This is a genomic window from Streptomyces sp. NPDC028722, assembly GCF_040637655.1.
GTDB lineage: Bacteria > Actinomycetota > Actinomycetes > Streptomycetales > Streptomycetaceae > Streptomyces.
The window spans coordinates 167,514-186,516 of sequence record NZ_JBEZWU010000017.1 but is presented as its reverse complement, the minus strand read 5'-3'; the positions used below and the strand labels follow the sequence as shown (position 1 = coordinate 186,516).

Annotated in this window: 16 protein-coding genes; 5 read left to right on the top strand and 11 right to left on the bottom strand. The window is 73.2% G+C overall.

The annotated features are described in order from the left end of the window. The first annotated feature begins 644 nt into the window (after positions 1–644). Positions 645–1,667 (top strand): tryptophan--tRNA ligase, encoded by a 1,023-nt coding sequence (gene trpS / locus AB0F03_RS24910; protein WP_361995683.1) that lies wholly within the window; start codon positions 645–647, stop codon positions 1,665–1,667. 74 nt (positions 1,668–1,741) lie between these two features. Here the strand turns inward: trpS and proC are convergent, their stop codons facing one another. From proC to AB0F03_RS24880, 6 genes are all read right to left on the bottom strand, one after another. Beyond that, positions 1,742–2,554, bottom strand: coding sequence for a pyrroline-5-carboxylate reductase (gene proC / locus AB0F03_RS24905; RefSeq protein WP_361995681.1), 813 nt, complete (start codon positions 2,552–2,554; stop codon positions 1,742–1,744). Positions 2,555–2,632: 78 nt separating this feature from the next. Next, positions 2,633–3,433 (bottom strand): ABC transporter permease, encoded by an 801-nt coding sequence (locus tag AB0F03_RS24900; RefSeq protein ID WP_361995679.1) that lies wholly within the window; start codon positions 3,431–3,433, stop codon positions 2,633–2,635. Continuing rightward, positions 3,430–4,248 carry an ABC transporter ATP-binding protein gene (locus AB0F03_RS24895; protein WP_361995677.1) on the bottom strand — a complete coding sequence of 273 codons (819 nt, stop codon included), beginning with the start codon at positions 4,246–4,248 and terminating at the stop codon, positions 3,430–3,432. Before AB0F03_RS24895 ends, AB0F03_RS24900 begins: the two co-directional genes overlap by 4 nt. Before the next feature lie 197 nt (positions 4,249–4,445). Beyond that, positions 4,446–5,234, bottom strand: a complete 789-nt coding sequence (locus tag AB0F03_RS24890; protein ID WP_361995675.1) for a class I SAM-dependent methyltransferase — start codon at positions 5,232–5,234, stop codon at positions 4,446–4,448. A 138-nt stretch (positions 5,235–5,372) separates the two neighbouring features. Further along, positions 5,373–5,915 (bottom strand): EamA/RhaT family transporter, encoded by a 543-nt coding sequence (locus AB0F03_RS24885; RefSeq protein ID WP_361995673.1) that lies wholly within the window; start codon positions 5,913–5,915, stop codon positions 5,373–5,375. 83 nt (positions 5,916–5,998) lie between these two features. Beyond that, positions 5,999–6,316 carry an SH3 domain-containing protein gene (locus tag AB0F03_RS24880; protein ID WP_361995671.1) on the bottom strand — a complete coding sequence of 106 codons (318 nt, stop codon included), beginning with the start codon at positions 6,314–6,316 and terminating at the stop codon, positions 5,999–6,001. Positions 6,317–6,485: 169 nt separating this feature from the next. On the opposite strand from AB0F03_RS24880, the gene AB0F03_RS24875 reads away from it, so the two are divergent. Then, entirely contained in the window at positions 6,486–8,642 is a 2,157-nt protein-coding gene (locus AB0F03_RS24875; protein ID WP_361995669.1) for a serine/threonine-protein kinase, read from the top strand. 70 nt (positions 8,643–8,712) lie between these two features. On the opposite strand, the gene ilvD is transcribed toward AB0F03_RS24875, so the two are convergent. From ilvD to AB0F03_RS24855, 4 genes are all read right to left on the bottom strand, one after another. Then, a complete protein-coding gene (gene ilvD / locus AB0F03_RS24870; RefSeq protein WP_361995667.1) occupies positions 8,713–10,566 on the bottom strand; it encodes a dihydroxy-acid dehydratase in 1,854 nt (617 codons plus the stop codon). Positions 10,567–10,709: 143 nt separating this feature from the next. Next, positions 10,710–11,315, bottom strand: coding sequence for a TetR family transcriptional regulator (locus AB0F03_RS24865; protein WP_361995665.1), 606 nt, complete (start codon positions 11,313–11,315; stop codon positions 10,710–10,712). Further along, complete coding sequence (locus tag AB0F03_RS24860; protein WP_361995663.1) at positions 11,312–12,127, bottom strand: sugar phosphate isomerase/epimerase; 816 nt, start codon at positions 12,125–12,127, stop codon at positions 11,312–11,314. Before AB0F03_RS24860 ends, AB0F03_RS24865 begins: the two co-directional genes overlap by 4 nt. Before the next feature lie 123 nt (positions 12,128–12,250). After that, on the bottom strand, positions 12,251–13,183 hold the full coding sequence (locus AB0F03_RS24855) for a Ppx/GppA phosphatase family protein (RefSeq protein WP_361995661.1): 933 nt from the start codon (positions 13,181–13,183) through the stop codon (positions 12,251–12,253). Positions 13,184–13,255: 72 nt separating this feature from the next. Here AB0F03_RS24855 and AB0F03_RS24850 point away from each other — a divergent pair, with 72 nt between their 5' ends. Further along, the gene (locus AB0F03_RS24850) at positions 13,256–14,095 is read left to right on the top strand and encodes a hypothetical protein (RefSeq protein ID WP_361995659.1); all 840 of its coding nucleotides are present in this window, start codon (positions 13,256–13,258) and stop codon (positions 14,093–14,095) included. Positions 14,096–14,157: 62 nt separating this feature from the next. On the opposite strand, the gene AB0F03_RS24845 is transcribed toward AB0F03_RS24850, so the two are convergent. After that, complete coding sequence (locus AB0F03_RS24845) at positions 14,158–15,909, bottom strand: hypothetical protein (protein ID WP_361995657.1); 1,752 nt, start codon at positions 15,907–15,909, stop codon at positions 14,158–14,160. A 240-nt stretch (positions 15,910–16,149) separates the two neighbouring features. Between AB0F03_RS24845 and radA the strand changes: the two genes are divergently transcribed. Both radA and disA read left to right on the top strand, forming a co-directional pair. Continuing rightward, complete coding sequence (gene radA / locus AB0F03_RS24840; RefSeq protein ID WP_361995655.1) at positions 16,150–17,559, top strand: DNA repair protein RadA; 1,410 nt, start codon at positions 16,150–16,152, stop codon at positions 17,557–17,559. Between the two features lie 80 nt (positions 17,560–17,639). Continuing rightward, complete coding sequence (disA, locus tag AB0F03_RS24835; RefSeq protein ID WP_361995653.1) at positions 17,640–18,764, top strand: DNA integrity scanning diadenylate cyclase DisA; 1,125 nt, start codon at positions 17,640–17,642, stop codon at positions 18,762–18,764. Positions 18,765–19,003: the final 239 nt, after the last annotated feature.

The window sequence follows — 19,003 nt, the reverse complement described above, 5'->3', positions numbered from 1 at the left end:
GCTTCCTTTGTACTCACCCTCTCGGGCTTTCCTCCGGGCGCTTCCCTTCGGTCTTGCGTTTCCGACTCTATCAGATCTTTTCTCGATCCGATTTCTTCGGTGCTTTCCAGGTTCCCGCTTCCGCGTTTCCCTTTCCGGCGGTTCCGACTCTATCAGACCCTTTCGGTGCCTGACTCCCAGTCAGCGGGCTTGTCCTCCCGGCCGTTCGGCCGTTCCGACGAGTGAGACTTTAGCGGATTCCCGACTCCCGAGCTAATCGGGGGCCGCCGTCCTTTCGAACGCGGATTCCTCATTTCGCAAATACGCACGCCAATGCAGTCGTCACCGAGGTGGCGATCGATTGGGTGGTGCTCACGGAATGGCTGTCCGGGGACCGACCGGAGTCGGTGCTCACGTCGGACAACTCGGAGTACCTTACGGACGGTCGCGGGGAGTGTCAACTCTCGCCCCTGAAGCCTCCCGCAGGCGTACGGTGGACGACGTGACCACGCGTACGTGTCCCCAGCTCTGGTGGGCCGCCTGACGGCGGCCGTACGCACGTATGCACTCAACGGCCGCCGCTTCGGCGGCCGTTCGTGTATCTCCCTCCGGGACTTCGGGGGGCCGGCCGCGGCAGCGGTGGCCCGGACCGAAGGTGGAGTGAGATGAAGCGGGTCTTCAGCGGGATCCAGCCGACCGGGCACGTGACCCTGGGGAACTACCTGGGAGCCATGCGGCGCTGGGCCGAGGTCGATCAGCACCGGGCGGACGCGCTGTTCTGCATCGTGGATCTGCACGCGCTGACCGTGGACCACGATCCGGCGCGGGTGCGCAGGCTCAGCAGGCAGGCGGCGACGCTCCTGCTGGCGGCCGGGCTCGACCCCGAGTTGTGCACCCTGTACGTGCAGAGCCATGTCGACGAGCACACCCGGCTGTCGTACCTGCTGGAATGCGTGGCGAGCGACGGCGAGATGCGGCGGATGATCCAGTACAAGGAGAAAGCCGCGCGGCAGCGGGAGCGCGGTGGGAGCGTCCGGCTGTCGCTGCTGACGTATCCGGTGCTGATGGCGGCGGACATCCTGGCCTACGGCACGGACGAGGTGCCGGTCGGGGACGACCAGGTGCAGCACGTCGAGCTGGCGCGGGATCTGGCCGTGCGGTTCAACCAGCGGTACGGCCACACCTTCGTGGTGCCGAGGGCGACGCTTCCGGGGGTGGCGGCCCGGGTGATGAACCTTCAGGACCCCACGTCCAAGATGGGGAAGTCGGACGCGGGGCAGGGGGTCGTGTACCTGCTGGACGAGCCGGACGTGGTGCGGAAGAAGATCATGCGGGCGGTGACCGACAGCGGCCAGGAGGTCGGGTACGACCCGGTAGAGCGGCCGGGGGTCGCGAACCTGCTGGAGATTCTCGCAGCGTGCACGGGCGGGAACCCTGAGTCACTGGCGGACGTTCACGACTCGTACGGCTCTTTGAAGAAGGACACCGCGGAGGCGGTGGTGGAGGTGTTGCGGCCGGTGCAGGCCCGGCACCGGGAGCTGTGCGCCGATCCGGCCTATCTGGAGGGGGTGCTGCGGGATGGTGCGGAGAAGGCCAGGGCGTTGGCTCGTCCGACCGTTGATACGGCCTACCGGGCGATCGGACTGCTGCCGCCCGTGGCGGAGGCCTCGCTGAGCGCCGCGCGGTAGCCGAGTGGTGGCCTGCGGGCGGCGGGTGGCCGCCGCCCGCGCAGGGCGTCGGGTCGGCCCTTCGTCGAGTGGGGTCAGTCCTTCTTGCCGGAGGCGAGTTCGCGGCTGCGGTCGCGGGCGGCCTCCAGGGCGGCGATGAGGGCGGCGCGTACGCCGTGGTTCTCCAGTTCGCGGATGGCGTTGATCGTGGTGCCCGCGGGGGAGGTGACGTTCTCGCGCAGCTTGACGGGATGCTCACCGCTGTCACGGAGCATCACGGCGGCGCCGATCGCCGACTGGACGATGAGGTCGTGGGCCTTGTCGCGGGGCAGGCCGAGCAGGATGCCGGCGTCGGTCATGGCTTCGACCAGGTAGAAGAAGTAGGCCGGGCCGGAGCCGGACAGGGCGGTGCAGGCGTCCTGCTGGCTCTCGGGGACGCGGAGGGTCTTGCCGACGCCGCCGAAGATCTCCTCGGCGTGCGCGAGGTGCCGTTCGGTGGCGTGGCTGCCTGCGGAGATGACCGACATGGCCTCGTCGACGAGGGCGGGGGTGTTGGTCATGATCCGGACGACGGGGGTGCCGGTGGCCAGGCGCTCCTCGAAGAAGGAGGTGGGGATACCGGCCGCTCCGCTGATGACGAGGCGGTCGGCGGGGATGTGCGGGGCCAATTCGTCCAGGAGGGTGCCCATGTCCTGCGGCTTGACCGTGAGGATCAGGGTGTCGGCGGTCTTGGCGGCCTCGGTGTTGCCGACCGGGCTGACTCCGTAGCGGGTGCGGAGTTCTTCGGCGCGTTCGGGGCGGCGGGCGGTGACCAGGAGGTCGGCGGGGGCCCAGCCGGCCCGGAGCATTCCGCTGAGCAGGGCTTCGCCGATCTTGCCGGTGCCGAGGACTGCGACTTTCTGGCTCATGCGGTTCAGTTTCGCACCGGTGAGCAGGGGTGCGGGTGGGGTGTCCGGTGGGCGGACGTCCGCCGCGGCGAAGGGGGTTCAGACGGTCCGCCGGCGCAGGGTCGCCGCTCCCAGGCCCAGGACCAACAGGGCGCAGCCGGCCACGATCAGTGCGTCGCGGACGAAGACCGCGGTCATGTCGGTGTGGCGGAGGACCTCGTTCATGGCGTCGACGGCGTACGACATCGGCAGGACGTCGGAGACGGCCTCCAGGACGGGGTGCATGTCGGAGCGGGGTGTGAACAGGCCGCAGAGGAGGAGCTGGGGAAAGATCACCGCGGGCATGAACTGGACGGCCTGGAACTCCGAGGCCGCGAAGGCGGAGACGAAGAGACCGAGGGCGGTGCCGAGCAGGGCGTCGAGGAGGGCGACGAGCAGGAGCAGCCAGGGGGAGCCGGTGACGTCCAGGCCGAGGAGCCAGACGGCGAGTCCGGTGGCGAGGGCGGACTGGACGACGGCGACGGCGCCGAAGGCCAGGGCGTAGCCGGCGATGAGGTCGGCCTTGCCGAGGGGCAGGGCGAGGAGGCGTTCGAGGGTGCCGGAGGTGCGTTCGCGCAGGGTGGCGATGGAGGTGACCAGGAACATCGTGATCAGCGGGAAGACCCCGAGCAGCGAGGCGCCGATGTTGTCGAAGGTGCGGGGGCTGGCGTCGAAGACGTAGCGCAGCAGGAGCAGCATCAGGCACGGGACGAGGATCATCAGCGCGATGGTGCGCGGGTCGTGGCGGAGCTGGCGCAGGACCCGGGCCGCGGTGGCAGTGGCGCGGGAGGTGGTGAACGCGCCGGCGGCCGGGGTGGTGGCCACCGTGTCCGCGGGGCCGGTCGGGCTGGTGGGGTTCATCGGGTGCTCTCCTTCGTGCGGTCCGCGGTGGCCGCTGCGTCGACGAGGTGCAGGAAGGCGGCCTCCACGGTGTCGGTGCCGGTCCGGGTGCGCAGGGCGTCCGGGGTGTCGTCGGCGAGGATCCCGCCCTCGCGCATGAGGAGGAGGCGGTGGCAGCGCTCGGCCTCGTCCATGACGTGGGAGGAGACGAGGAGGGTGGCGCCGCGGGTGGCGGCGAGGTCGTGGAAGAGGTTCCACAGGTCGCGGCGGAGGACGGGGTCGAGTCCGACGGTGGGTTCGTCCAGGACGAGGAGTTCGGGGGTGCCGAGGAGGGCGACGGCCAGGGAGACGCGGTTGCGCTGGCCGCCGGAGAGGTTGCCGGCGAGGGCGTCGGCGTGGCTGGTGAGGTCGACGTCGGTGATGGCCCGGGTGACGTGGTGGTGGCGTCGTTCGGCGGCGGCGCGGCCGGGGTCGAGTATCGCGGCGAAGTACTCCAGGTTCTGGCGGACGGTGAGGTCGTCGTAGACGGAGGGGGCCTGGGTGACGTAGCCGATGCGGCTGCGCAGGGCCGGGGACCCGGCGGCGTGGCCGAGGACGTCGAGACTGCCGGTGATCCCGGCCTGAGTGCCGACGATCGCGCGGATGAGGGTGGACTTGCCGCAGCCGGAGGGGCCCAGCAGGCCGGTGATCCGGCCGCGGGGGACGGTGAAGCGGAGGTCGCGCAGGACGGTGCGGGTGCCACGGACGACGGTGAGGCCCTCGGCGTGGACGGCGGGGGTGGCGGGGACTGCGGAGGTTGCGGGGTGGGGTGGCGGGCCACTCGGTTCATAATTCATCACGCGATGAATAATCCGCCCGCGGGGGTGCGGCGTCAAGGGGGTCGGGGGGCACCCGAGAGCGCCGGCGTGCTTGCTCGCGGCTTGCTCGGGGCCGGTGGTCGGGGGCGCGTACGCGACAGCGGCGGCCGGGCGGGGCCGGCCGCCGCTGGGCGGGGAAGGAACAGGGGCGAGCCGGGGTGGGATCCGGGTCCGGGTCAGGGTGTGCGGGCGACCAGGAGGTGGACGTCGTACGTCTCCTCGACGGTGCCGTCGGGGAAGGCCTTGAACAGGTGGGCGCGCTCCTCCTCCATGAAGGCGGTCCTGCGCTCCTCGGACTCGACGAGGAGGGCCGAGTGACTGCCCAGGTTGGCGAGGTGGACGTCGACCGGGACGCGTCGGTTCCAGCGGACCGTGCGGCGGGCGAAGTCCAGGCGCCCGCTGGGGTCGGCCCGCTCGGTGCGCTCGAGGTTCGCGCGCCGCTCGGCGATGGTGAAGCCCGGGCCGAGAAGGCGGCCGGTGCGCTCGGCGGCCTCGGCGATCCACTCGACGTCCAGTGCCTCGGTGTTCCACCACAGGGCCAGCGCACCGCCGGGCCGCAGCACGCGCAGTGCCTCCGGCACCGAGTGGGCCGGGTCGGTCCAGTGCCAGGCCTGGGCGTAGGTGAGGAGGTCGGCGTGGGCGTCGGCGACGGGAAGCGCGTTGCCGTCGCCCCGGACGAGCGGGATGTGCGGCAGCGCGCGGCGGAACTCGGCGGCCATGCCCTCGCCGGGTTCGACGGCGAGGACGTCGGCGCCGCGGGCGTGCAGGAGGGCGCTGGCGATCCCGGTGCCGGCGCCGACGTCCACGGTCCTGGCGCCGGACAGGGAACGGCCCGCCAGTTCCTCGACGGCGTCGAGAAGGGCCGGTGGGTAGGAGGGGCGGTTCGCGGCGTACTGGGCGGCGGCGGAGTTGAAGGAGTGGGCCCGGACGGCGTGCGGGGTGGTGGGTGACTCGGGGGTTGCCATGGGGTCATGGTGGGCGGGAAGGGCCGCAGGACACAGCGTTTTTCGGCGGGGCGGCGCCGTACACGGGGTGCTCCTCGGGCGGGCGCGGCCTACGGCCGGGCGTCGGTGCGGACCGCGCGGCCCGTGGCTGCCGGAGTGCTACCGGCGCCGCTTCTTCCTCGACGGGTCGCCGGTGCGGCGGGTGGCGCGGCGTTCGTGCTCCGCGCGCGCCTTCTCGTACTCCTCGCGGTGCAGATTCTCGCCCGGGGCCTCGGTGAGGGAGCGGACGGAGTAGGCGAGGAGGGAGCCGACGAAGCCGATGGCGAGCAGGCCGCGCAGGGAGGCCTGGCGCTGCGGGTCGTGCCGGACGCCGAAGCCGTCCCAGGTGTTGCGGAAGGCGAGCGCCGTGCAGATCGCGAACATGACGAGGACCAGCATGGTCACGAAGGAGCCGGTGCCGGCGATGCGGATGCCCTCGTACGCGTAGCGCAGCACCAGGCAGGAGGCGGCCGCGGCGGCGAGGGAGCCGACGGCGGCGCCGGCGCGGCGGGCCGCGTAGCCGTTGTCGTGGTGCACCCAGGAGGTGCCGAAGAAGCGCAGGGGCTCGGGGCGGGGTGCGTGGTCCGGAGCCACCCCGTCGCCCTGGGGCGCGCCGCCGGTGGGGGCCGCCGAGGTGTCCGTGGTGCCGGTTTCGTCGCTCACGCCACGATTATGGCTCCGCGCGCCTACGGGCTCCCGGTGGGGGGCGGCCTCCCCCACCGGGCCGGTGCCGACCTGGACCGGGGTCAGCCGCAGCGGGCGGCGATGTAGCCGTCGCTGCCCGTGTGTACGTACGCGTCCGAGACGTACTCGCCGCTGTCGATGAGGTCCCAGAGGTTCGTGGTGCCGTAGGTGCCCGACACGGTCGTACCGGGTGTCTGGCAGTAGACCGGGACCCGGACGCCCTCGGGCAGGATGCGCACCAGGTTGTAGCCGGGGCCGGGGCCGCTGCGGACGTTCAGCCGGACGCCGGGAGCCACGGCGTAGGTGCGGACCGCTGCCGCCGCCTCCACCGCCGGTCCGTCGTCGATGCCCTCGGTCTCCTGCGCACGGTCGACTGACATGTTCGTGCTCCTCCCCCGTTGCTGTTCCCGTGTCGTCGAGCTGAGAGCCCGACGCGGAACGCGTCCGCGCGACGCGCACGCAGACGCTAGCAAGCCGCCTCCGTCTCGCACGAACCATCGATTAGGCTCCGTGCGTCGCGCGCGCGGACGAACAGCACGGGGGTGGTCCATGGCGCCACAGCGCAACATCGGGGCGGGCGCGGAAGCGGAACTTCCCGAATACACCGGTCACTACCGTCTGGAGTCCCGTCTGGGCTCCGGCGGCATGGGTGTGGTGCACCTCGCCCGCAGCACCTCGGGGATGACGCTCGCGGTGAAGGTCGTACACGCCGAGTTCGCGCGGGACCCCGAGTTCAGGGGCCGCTTCCGGCAGGAGGTGGCCGCCGCCCGGAAGGTCAGCGGTGCCTTCACCGCGCCCGTCGTGGACGCCGATCCGCAGGCCGCGCGGCCGTGGATGGCCACGTTGTTCATCCCGGGGCCGACCTTGTCCGAACAGGTGAAGCGGAAGGGTCCGATGACCGCTCCGCAACTGCGCCGGCTGATGGCCGGGCTCGCGGAGGCGCTGCGGGACATCCATCGGGTGGGGGTCGTGCACCGGGACCTGAAACCCAGCAACGTCCTGCTCGCGGAGGACGGGCCGAAGGTCATCGACTTCGGCATCTCCCGGCCGACCGACAGCGAGCTGCGCACCGAGACGGGGAAGTTGATCGGCACGCCGCCCTTCATGGCGCCCGAGCAGTTCCGGCGCCCCCGGGAGGTGGGGCCGGCGGCCGACGTCTTCGCGCTCGGCTCGGTCCTGGTGCACGCGGCCACCGGGCGCGGGCCGTTCGACTCGGACAGTCCGTACGTCGTCGCCTATCAGGTGGTGCACGACGAGCCCGACCTGACGGGCGTACCGGACGATCTGACCCCGCTGGTGCGGCGCTGCCTCGCCAAGGAGCCCGCGGACCGGCCCACGCCGGATGAGCTGATGCGGGAACTGCGCTCGGTGGCGGCCTCGTACGACACGCAGGCGTTCATACCGGCGCAGCGCGCGAGCGAGGACGGGCCCGGCCCGGTGGCGGTTGCCCGTCCGGAGCAGGCCGAACAAGGGCCGGAGCGGCCACCGGCGCGGCCGTTGATGCGGCGATCGATGCGGCGACCGGGCCGGCGGGCGGTGCTGGGGGCCGGCGCCCTCGGGCTGGTGCTGGTGGGCCTCGCCGCGGTGTGGGGATCCGGCGGGGGCGACGAGAGGCCGAGGGCCGGCAGCACGGCGCCCCGGACGGCCGGCGCCCGCGCCTGGACGGTCCGGCCGGTGCCCGCCGGAGAGGGCATGCCGCAGTGCGCGTACGGGGTGGGGAAGGTGCTCTGCGCGCGGCCGGGTGTCGTCTTCGCGCTCTCCCCGGCCGACGGCCGGCTGCTGTGGCGGCGGCCCGTCGACACGCGGTCCACCAGCGGGCCTCCGGTCGTCTCCGGCGGTCTGGTGCAGCCGTACACGGACGGCGGCGGACGGCTCGCCGGGCTCGATCCGGCCACGGGCAAGGAGGTCTGGCAGCGGCGCCTGCCGGCGGGCACGACGGTGCGGTACGCCGGCGACATCGCCCTGCTCACCGGTGCCGACGGCGTGGTCACCGGCGTGGACGGCGCGACCGGTGCCACGCGCTGGCACGGTGCGGTACCCGGCCGGGGCGTACCGTCCTTCGTGGCGTTCCCGGGCGGATCCGGTGCGCGGAGCGAGCCGGCGTACGCGACGCGGACGTCCGCCGACGGCACCAGTACGCAAGTGACCGCCGTGGACCCGGGCACGGGGCGGGTGCGGTGGGACGTCCGGCTGAAGGGCTGGCTGAAACCGTTCGCCGCCCAGGCCGACGGTTCGGTGTACTTCCTGGGCGTCGACAGCGGTTACGGCGCCCGGGAGATCGTCCGTTACACGCCCGGGAGCGGGTCGACGCGGCGCGTGGCGCTGCCCGCCGTGCTCGCCGGCGCGCACGCGAGTGTGCGGGGGGACGTGGTCCATGTGCTGGCCACCGGCGGTTCCCTCGACGCCGTCGACATGGGTTCGGGCCGGCATCTGTGGCATCTGGAGACGTCGGTGAGCCGCGGTTCGGTGCCCGTCGCGCGGGGCAGGTCGGTGTACGTCACCGGGAGCGACGGCCGGCTGCTCGCCGTCGACGCCCGCACCGGCACGCTGACCGGGCAGACACCCGCACGGCTGGGCACGCACTCCGCCGGGGTCGTGACCACGCCGCCCGCCCCCGTGATCGTCGGCGGGGACGGGCGGGTCTGCGCCACCGCGCCCGACGGCACCGTCTTCACCGTGGACGGCCGCTCCCCGGGGAGCTGGTGACGTCCGGACGGGCACGGCGAAGGGCCGCCCCCCACCGGGGAGCGGCCCGCTGTCCCGCCTGTCCGGCCGGTCAGCCCAGCAGGGACACGTCCCGCACCGCGCCCTTGTCCGCGCTCGTGGCCATCGCGGCGTAGGCGCGCAGGGCGACGGAGACCTTGCGGTCGCGGTTCTTCGGGGCGTAGACGCCGTTCAGCGCCTGCTCGCGGCGGGCCAGCTCCGCGTCGTCCACCAGCAGTTCGATGGTGCGGCCCGGGATGTCGATGCGGATGCGGTCGCCGTCCTGGACGAGGGCGATCGTGCCGCCGGAGGCCGCCTCCGGGGAGGCGTGACCGATGGACAGGCCCGAGGTGCCGCCGGAGAAACGGCCGTCGGTGATCAGGGCGCAGCTCTTGCCGAGGCCGCGGCCCTTCAGGTACGAGGTCGGGTAGAGCATCTCCTGCATGCCGGGGCCGCCCTTGGGGCCCTCGTAGCGGATGACGACGACGTCGCCGTCCTTGACCTCCTGGGTGAGGATCCGCTGGACGGCCTCCTCCTGGGACTCGCAGACGACCGCCGGGCCCTCGAACGTCCAGATCGACTCGTCGACACCGGCGGTCTTGACCACGCAGCCGTCGACGGCGAGGTTGCCCCGCAGGACCGCGAGGCCGCCGTCCTTGGAGTACGCGTGCTCGGCGGAGCGGATGCAGCCGTTCTCTGCGTCGTCGTCCAGGGCCTCCCAGCGCTCGGACTGGGAGAAGGCCTCGGCGGAGCGGACGCAGCCGGGGGCCGCGTGCCACAGCTCGACCGCCTCGGCGGACGGGGAGCCGCCGCGGACGTCCCAGGTCTTGAGCCAGTCGGCGAGGGACGGGCTGTGGACGGCGTGGACGTCCTCGTTGAGCAGGCCGGCCCGGTGCAGTTCGCCGAGCAGGGCGGGGATGCCGCCGGCGCGGTGCACGTCCTCCATGTAGTACGTGCGGTTCTTCCCGACGTTGGGGGCCACCTTCGCCAGGCAGGGGACGCGGCGCGAGACGGCGTCGATCTCCTCCAGGCCGAAGGGGACGCCCGCCTCCTGGGCGGCGGCCAGCAGGTGCAGGATCGTGTTGGTGGAGCCGCCCATCGCGATGTCCAGGGCCATGGCGTTCTCGAAGGCCTGGAAGGTGGCGACGTTGCGGGGCAGGACCGTGTCGTCGTCCTGCTCGTAGTAGCGGCGGGTGATGTCCATGACCGTGCGGGCCGCGTCCTCGTAGAGGCGGCGCCGGGCGGTGTGGGTGGCGAGGACCGAGCCGTTGCCGGGCAGGGAGAGGCCGATGGCCTCCGTCAGGCAGTTCATCGAGTTGGCGGTGAACATGCCGGAACAGCTGCCGCAGGTCGGGCAGGCGTTCTCCTCGATGCGGAGGATGTCCTCGTCGGAGATCTTGTCGTTGACGGCGTCGGAGATCGCGTCGACGAGGTCGAGCGTGCGGACCGTGCCGTCCACGAGGGTGGCGCGCCCGGACTCCATCGGGCCGCCGGAGACGAAGACGGTCGGGATGTTCAGGCGCAGCGCCGCCATGAGCATGCCCGGGGTGATCTTGTCGCAGTTGGAGATGCAGACCAGGGCGTCGGCGCAGTGGGCCTCGACCATGTACTCCACGGAGTCGGCGATGAGGTCGCGGGAGGGCAGCGAGTAGAGCATGCCGCCGTGGCCCATGGCGATGCCGTCGTCCACGGCGATCGTGTTGAACTCGCGCGGGATGCCGCCGGCCTGCGTGATCGCCTCGCTGACGATCCGGCCGACCGGCTGGAGGTGGGTGTGGCCCGGCACGAACTCGGTGAAGGAGTTGGCCACGGCGATGATCGGCTTCCGGCCGATGTCCGCACCGGGTACACCCGAGGCACGCATAAGGGCGCGGGCGCCCGCCATGTTGCGTCCGTGGGTGACTGTGCGGGACCTCAGCTCGGGCATCGTCGCTCGCTCCTTCGAAGACCTTCTGGAGAAGAGTCCAGAGAGTTCTGACTCTCTCCGAGCGTACGCCGCCCCTCCGAACCGTGGACAGAAGTGTCCGGAATGCGGGACGGGCGTTCCAGCGTCGTACCGCGCGTACGGGGTCAGGCGGCCGTCAGATGGTGCTGTACGACCGGTGCCAGCCGCGCGACGAGCTGCTCCAGGTCCGCGGATGCCAGGGGCTCCAGCTTGATCACATACCGCATCATCGCCGTTCCCACCAGCTGCGCCGCCGCCAGCTCGGCGCGCAGCTCGGCGTCGGGCAGGTCCAGCAAGGCGGCGATGCGGCGCATCAGCTGGGCGGCGATCAGGCGGCGGAAGACGGCGGCGGCGGTGTCGTTGTCGACGGCCGAGCGCACGATCGCCAGCAGCGGGGTACGGGTCGCGGGGTTCTCCCAGACACCGAGGACGAAGCGGGTCAGCCGTTCCCCGACGCCGTCCAGCGGGCCGTCGGTCACCGCGTCGGACGCGTTCAGGGCGGGGGCGAAGGCGACCTCGACGGCCGCCTCGAACACCTCCTCCTTGCTGCCGAAGTAGTGGTGGACGAGCGCCGGGTCCACCTCGGCCGCCTTGGCGATGCCGCGGACCGACGTCTTCTCGTAGCCGCGCGCGGAGAACTCCTCGCGGGCGGCGGTGAGGATGCGGTCGCGCGTGCCGGCGGACTCGGTGCGCGGGGGGCGGCCACGGCGGCGGGGGGTGGTCCCGTTCATCCCCGGGGCACCCTTACGGCCGCCGAGGCGAGGTGCTTGCGCGTGAACTCCAGGGCCTCGGCGAGGTCGGCCTCGCGCTCGGCGCCGGACATCGCCCGCCGGGTGTTGACCTCGATCACGACGTGCCCGTCGAAGCCGGTGAGCGCGAGGCGCTCCAGCAGCTCGGCGCAGGGCTGGGTGCCGCGGCCGGGCACCAGGTGCTCGTCCTTGGCGGAGCCGCGGCCGTCGGCGAGGTGCACGTGCCCGAGCCGGTCTCCCATGCGGTCGACCATGTCCAGGGCGTCGGCACGGGCCGTGGCCGTGTGGCTGAGGTCGATCGTGAAGTGCCGGTAGTCGTCCTTGGTGACGTCCCAGTCGGGGGCGTAGGCGAGCATCTCGCGGTCGCGGTAGCGCCACGGGTACATGTTCTCGACGGCGAACCGGACGTCCGTCTCGTTCGCCATCCGCCAGATCCCGTCGACGAAGTCCCGGGCGTACTGCCGCTGCCAGCGGAACGGCGGGTGAACGACGACCGTGGACGCCCCCAGCTTCTCCGCCGCCGCCCGGGCCCGCTGGAGCTTGGTCCAGGGATCGGTCGACCAGACCCGCTGGGTGATCAGCAGGCAGGGGGCGTGGACGGCCAGGACCGGGATGCCGTGATAGTCCGACAGGCGGCGCAGCGCCTCGATGTCCTGACTGACCGGATCGGTCCACACCATGACCTCGACACCGTCGTAGCCGAGGCGTGCGGCGATCTCGAAGGCCGTCGCCGTCGACTCCGGGTAGACGGAGGCGGTCGACAGCGCGATGCGCACGTCCGTTGGTTCACCCACGTCCGTCACCTTACGGCGTGGGGGGACCCGGGTGTTGGGTGCCGGTTCGCCGGTGTGAGGTATGCCATGCGGGCGGGCGCGGCGGGGCCGTGATCGCTCCCGGGGTCCGCGCGCCACGGGCCGTCAGGCGGAGCCCATGTGGTCCAGGCGCCGGAGGATCACGCCCTCCCGCAGGGCCCACGGGCAGACCTCCAGGCTCTCCACGCCGAACAGGTCCATCACGGCCTCGGCCACCAGGGCGCCCGCCACCAGCTGGCCCGCCCGGCCCTCCGAGACACCGGGGAGTTCCGCTCGCTGGTCGGTCGTCATGCCGGCGAGGCGGGGGACCCAGGCCTCCAGGGACTCGCGCTTGAGTTCGCGCTGGACGTAGAGGCCGTCGGCGCTGCGGGCGGCACCGGCGATGCGGGCCAGCTGCTTGAAGGTCTTGGACGTGGCGACCACGTGGTCGGGGGCGCCGAAGCGGCTGAACTCCCCGACGTGGCGGGCGATCTCCGTGCGGACGTGCCGGCGCAGGACGCGGACCTCCTCCGGAGCGGGCGGGTCGCCGGGCAGCCAGCCCGCGGTGAGGCGGCCGGCGCCGAGCGGCAGGGAGACGGCCGTGTCCGGCTCCTCGTCCATGCCGTAGGCGATCTCCAGGGAACCGCCGCCGATGTCCAGGACCAGCAGTTTTCCGGCGGACCAGCCGAACCAGCGGCGCACGGCGAGGAAGGTGAGCCGGGCCTCCTCGGCGCCGGTGAGGACCTGGAGGCGTACGCCGGTCTCGTCGGCCACGCGCGTGAGGACGTCGTCGGCGTTGGTGGCCTCGCGGACCGCGGAGGTCGCGAACGGCAGCAGGTCCTCGACGCCCTTGTCCTCGGCGGCCTGGAGCGCGTCCCGCACGACGGCGATCAGCCGGTCGATGCCCTCCTCGCCGATGGCACCGCTGCCGTCGAGGAGCTGGGCGAGCCGGAGGTCGGCCTTGTGCGAATGCGCGGGCAGCGGGCGCGCGCCGGGGTGGGCGTCCACCACCAGCAGATGCACCGTGTTCGAACCCACGTCCAGGACACCGAGTCTCATGGACGGAAACGCTACTGCCAGAACGCCGGTCCTCGGTCCCCGGAGCGGGCCCCGGCCACTTACCCTGGACGGGTGCCAAAGACGAACAAGGCGAAGTCCGCGAAGCCGGAAAAGGCGGACAAGGTTCGCAAGGCCGGCAAGACTCCCAAGAGTGCGAAGGCGAGCGACGAGAAGGGTCTCGACTTCGCGCGCGCCTGGGTGGAGTTCCCCGACCCCGCGGACGACGAGCAGATCTTCCGCTGCGACCTGACCTGGCTGACCTCTCGCTGGAACTGCATCTTCGGCAGTGGCTGCCAGGGCATCCAGGCGGGCCGCGCGGACGACGGCTGCTGCTCGCTCGGGGCGCACTTCTCCGACGAGGACGACGAGAAGCGGGTCGCCGAGCACGTGGCCCGGCTCACCCCGGACCTCTGGCAGCACCACGCCGAGGGCCACAGCGGCGGCTGGGTCTCCGAGGACGAGGAGGGGTCCCGGCAGACGCGGCCCTTCCAGGGCTCGTGCATCTTCCAGAACCGGCCCGGGTTCGCGGGCGGCATGGGGTGCTCGCTGCACATCCTCGCTCTGAAGGAGGGCCGGGAGCCGCTGGAGACCAAGCCGGACGTGTGCTGGCAGCTGCCGATCCGGCGGACGTACGACTGGATCGACCGGCCGGACGACACGCGCGTGCTCCAGGTGTCCATCGGTGAGTACGACCGCCGGGGCTGGGGCCCGGGCGGCCATGACCTGCACTGGTGGTGCACCTCGGCGACCTCGGCCCACGGTGCGGGCGAACCGGTGTACGTCTCCTACCGGGCCGAACTGACCGAGCTGATGGGCAGGGCCGGCTACGACCGCCTGGTCGAGCTGTGCGAACAGCGACTGGCGTCGCAGCTCCCCCTCGTGGCCCCGCACCCGGCCGACCCGCCCCGCTGACGCACGGACCGGCCCGGGCCGGTCGGAGACGTGGCCCCACGTCGGCGCCGCCCACGGCGGTCCTACGTGCCGGCCGGGCTCGGGGGGTCCGTGTCCGTCGGGGTGGGGGGCGTGGGTGTGGGGTCGGTGGGGGGTGGAGTGGTCGGGGTGGGGGTCGGGTCGGCGGGGGGTGGGGACTGGGTCGTGGGGGGCTCGGCGGGAGGTGTGGCCGGTGGCGGTGACGGGGGCGTCGAGGACGGCCGGGGTGCCGGACGGCTCGGTGCCGTGCCGTAACCGTCGATGGAGACCACCGCGCCCGCCGGGGCCACCGCCACCCGCGCGTGCCAGTGCCCGGACGGCTCGCGCAACTGATCGACGTACACCTTGATCGTGAACGTCCGGCCGGGCCGGAGGGTTCCCGCGGACCGGCTGAAGTAGAGCCAGGCGGCCGGTGTGGACACCGACCAGCGGACCTCGGAGGCGCCGGAGGCCGTGAGGGTGATCAGCGTCGTGTCGCCGTCGGTGGCGGCGCCGACCGAGAGCCGGCCGGCGCCCTCGCCGTCCGCTCCGTCGACGCCGACGACCTCCACGGAGACATCCGACTTGCCGTCCTCGCCGTGCCGGGCGCCCGGCTTCACGCCGGCGTGGCCCGCGTTCTCGTAACCGCCGGCCGGGTCGCCGCCGGGCACGTCGGGGCCCTGGGCCTCGTGCGCGGTCGCGGAGCGGCCGTCGTCGTCCCCGGCCGGCCCGCCCCGGTAGGCGGCCCAGAGGGCGAGGACGGGCGCGGCGACGACCGTGGCGACCACCGTCGTGGTGACGGCACGCGCGCGGAGACGGTCGCGGCGGGCCGCGCGGTCCTTGGGGTCCATGGGGAAGCCGCGCCGGTCGAAGCGCGGCAGGGCCGCGCCCCGCGCGCGTGGGTGGCGTGCGAGGGCCGTGCGGAGATCCGCGCGCGGGGCCTCCAGGACGGGCAGCTCGGCCGGGGTGACCGTGGCGCCGGGCCAGCGGCCGGGGGCGGTGCGCTCGGCGGTGCGGCGGCAGCGCGGACAGTCGTCGACGTGCCGGACGAGCTCGCGGCGCACGACCGTACTGAGCACCATCTGGCTGTCGCCGGTGAGGTGGGCGACGCTCGGACAGTCGCCGGCCCGGACCACGGCCAGGGCCGCGCCGGTGCGCTCGACCTCGCAGGCCGCGGAGGCGAGCAGCTCCCGCGCGGCGGCCGGTTCCATACCGACGACGGCGGCCACCTCGTGGGCGGCGAGATGGTGGCGGACCGCGAGTTCCAGGGCCTCACGCTGCTCGGGGGTGGTGCCGGCCGCCTCCGGCCAGGCCAGCAGGGCCAGCTCGCGGCGCCGCCGTTCCCGGTCCTCCGGGGCGACGGCCGGCTCTGTGCCGTTCCCCGTTCCCTTCCCGGCTCCGGCGCGGCCCACCGCGTGCGTGGCCTGACGGCTCCGCTTGGCCTCGGCCAGCTTGCGCAGGCACGCCCAGCGGGCCAGCGCGTACAGCCAGGCCCTGCGGTCGCCGACGGCCTCGGGGCCTCGGTGCGCGCGCCGTTCGGCCAGGGCGAGGACGTCACCGAGGGCGGCGGTGGCCGCGTCGTGGTCGCACAGGACGGACAGGCAGTAGGTGAACAGACCGTCCAGGTACGGCTCGTAACGCTCCGGCGCGCGCTGCGCGACGGCGCGCGCCGCGGCGCGGTCGCGCGCCTCTCGTGCCTCGCGCGCCTCTCGACGCGCTTCCTGCGCCTCATGCGACTCACATGACTCACGCGACTCCCGGTGCGCCCTGTGCGCGCCGGTCGTGCGGGTGGTGGTCTCCGGGCTGCTGCTCATCACCCGTGCGACCGTAGGCGCCGTCGGAGCGCCCCTTCCGGATCCTTGAGCTCTTTTACTTCGTACGGGTGAAACGATCCCTCAAAAGGGGACAGTGCCCCTTTCTTCCGCCGCTCGATCCCCCCGGGCGCCGGCCGGGACCGGCCCGTCGACCGCCGGCCGCGGCCCCACGTGCGCCCCCTCCGTCCCGTCCGCGATCCCGTCCGTGGCCCCGTTGTCAGTGCCGCGAGCTACGGTTTCCGCATGGCTGCCCGTACCAAGACCACCAAGGACCGCCCGTCCTACCGCTGCACCGAGTGCGGCTGGCAGACGGCCAAGTGGCTCGGCCGCTGCCCCGAGTGCCAGACCTGGGGCACGGTCGAGGAGTACGGCGCGCCCGCGGTCCGGACGACCGCGCCGGGCCGCGTCACCACCTCCGCGCTGCCCATCGGCCAGGTCGACGGCCGGCAGGCCACCGCCCGCTCGACCGGCGTGCCGGAGCTGGACCGGGTGCTCGGCGGGGGCCTCGTCCCCGGCGCGGTCGTGCTGCTCGCCGGTGAGCCCGGCGTCGGCAAGTCCACCCTGCTGCTGGACGTGGCCGCCAAGGCCGCGAGCCCCGAGCACCGCACCCTCTACGTGACCGGCGAGGAGTCGGCGAGCCAGGTGCGGCTGCGCGCGGACCGCATCGGCGCGCTCGCCGACGACCTGTATCTGACCGCGGAGACCGACCTGTCCGCCGTCCTCGGCCATCTGGACGAGCTGAAGCCGTCCCTGCTGATCCTCGACTCGGTGCAGACGGTCGCCTCCCCGGAGATCGAGGGTGCGCCCGGCGGCATGGCCCAGGTCCGGGAGGTCGCCGGCGCCCTGATCCGCGCCTCCAAGGAGCGCGGGATGTCCACCCTGCTCGTGGGACACGTCACCAAGGACGGCGCCATCGCCGGCCCCCGGCTCCTCGAACACCTGGTGGACGTCGTCCTGCACTTCGAGGGCGACCGGCACGCGCGCCTGCGCCTGGTCCGCGGGGTGAAGAACCGCTACGGAGCGACGGACGAGGTGGGCTGCTTCGAGCTGCACGACGAGGGCATCGTGGGCCTCGCCGACCCGAGCGGCCTGTTCCTGACCCGCCGGGCCGAGCCGGTCCCGGGCACCTGCCTGACCGTCACCCTGGAGGGCCGCCGCCCGCTGGTGGCCGAGGTGCAGGCACTGACCGTCGACTCCCAGATCCCCTCCCCGCGCCGGACGACGTCCGGTCTGGAGACCTCGCGGGTGTCGATGATGCTGGCCGTCCTGGAGCAGCGCGGCCGGATCAGCGCCCTCGGCAAGCGGGACATCTACTCGGCGACGGTCGGCGGCGTGAAGCTGTCGGAGCCGGCCGCCGACCTGGCCATCGCCCTCGCCCTCGCCTCCGCCGCCAGCGACACCCCGCTGCCGAAGAACCTGGTCGCCATCGGCGAGGTCGGGCTCGCGGGCGAGGTCAGACGGGTCACGGGCGTGCAGCGCAGGCTGTCCGAGGCGCACCGGCTGGGCTTCACGCACGCGCTCGTACCGACCGATCCCGGCAAGGTCCCGGCGGGCATGAAGGTCGTGGAAGTCGCCGACATGGGGGACGCGCTGCGGGTGCTGCCGCGCTCGCGTCGCCGAGAGGCCCCACGGGAGGCGGAGGAGCGCCGGTAGACTTTGCGCAGGTCTCGCCCGTCCGTACGAACCGCGTGCCGGAACGGGAGCGCCCCAGACCCCGCGACCGGAGGAGTGCAGTGGCAGCCAACGACCGGGCATCAGCTCCCGGCAAGTCCGGTGGGAGTGCCGGTTCCGACGGCCTGATGCGCGCCTCGTTGAGCGCCGTGGCACCCGGCACCCCCTTGCGGGACGGCCTCGAACGCGTCCTGCGCGGCAACACCGGCGGGCTCATCCTGCTCGGCTCCGACAAGACGGTCGAGGCGATGTGCACGGGCGGGTTCGTGCTGGACGTCGAGTTCACCGCGACCCGGCTGCGGGAACTGTGCAAGCTCGACGGCGGCATCGTGCTCTCCTCGGACCTGTCGAAGATCCTGCGCGCGGGCGTCCAGCTGCTCCCGGATCCGACGATCCCCACGGAGGAGACGGGCACCCGGCACCGCACGGCGGACCGGGTGAGCAAGCAGGTCGGTTTCCCCGTGGTCTCCGTCTCCCAGTCGATGCGGCTGATCGCCCTGTACGTGGACGGCCAGCGGCGCGTCCTGGAGGACTCGGCGGCGATCCTCTCCCGCGCCAACCAGGCGCTGGCCACGCTGGAGCGGTACAAGCTCCGGCTGGACGAGGTCGCGGGCACGCTGTCGGCCCTGGAGATCGAGGACCTGGTGACGGTCCGGGACGTGTCGGCCGTCGCGCAGCGCCTGGAGATGGTCCGCCGCATCGCCACCGAGATCGCCGAGTACGTGGTCGAGCTGGGCACGGACGGTCGTCTTCTCTCGCTCCAGCTGGAGGAGTTGATCGCCGGGGTCGAACCCGACCGTGAGCTGGTCGTCCGGGACTACGTGCCCGAGCCGACGGCGAAGCGGTCCCGTACGGTCGCGGAGGCCCTGGCCGAGCTGGACGCCCTCAGCCACGCGGAACTGCTCGAACTGGGCACCGTGGCAAAGGCCTTGGGCTACACCGGCTCCCCCGAGACCCTGGACTCCGCGGTGTCGCCGCGCGGCTTCCGGCTGCTGGCCAAGGTTCCGCGCCTGCCCGGCGCGATCATCGACCGCCTGGTGGAGCACTTCGGTGGTCTCCAGAAGCTGCTGGCCGCGAGTGTCGACGACCTGCAAACGGTCGACGGCGTCGGTGAGGCCCGGGCGAGGAGCGTGCGGGAGGGTCTGTCCCGCCTGGCGGAGTCCTCGATCCTCGAGCGCTACGTCTGAGATCCGGCCCGCCCCACGGCCGACCGGCCGGCCCCTCGCTACCCGGCCCGCGGCCACCCGGCCCCTCGCCGCCCGACCCACGGCCGGCACGGCCTGCGGCCACCCGGCCCGTCGTTACCCGGCCCGTGGCCGGCCGGTCCGGCACCGGCCGCACGCCCGCCGTGGCCGCCCGCGCCCGCACGGTTCCCCGTGGGTTCCCGCTCCCCGCGCCCCGTGGAAGCGCCTCCGCCGGTGTTGGG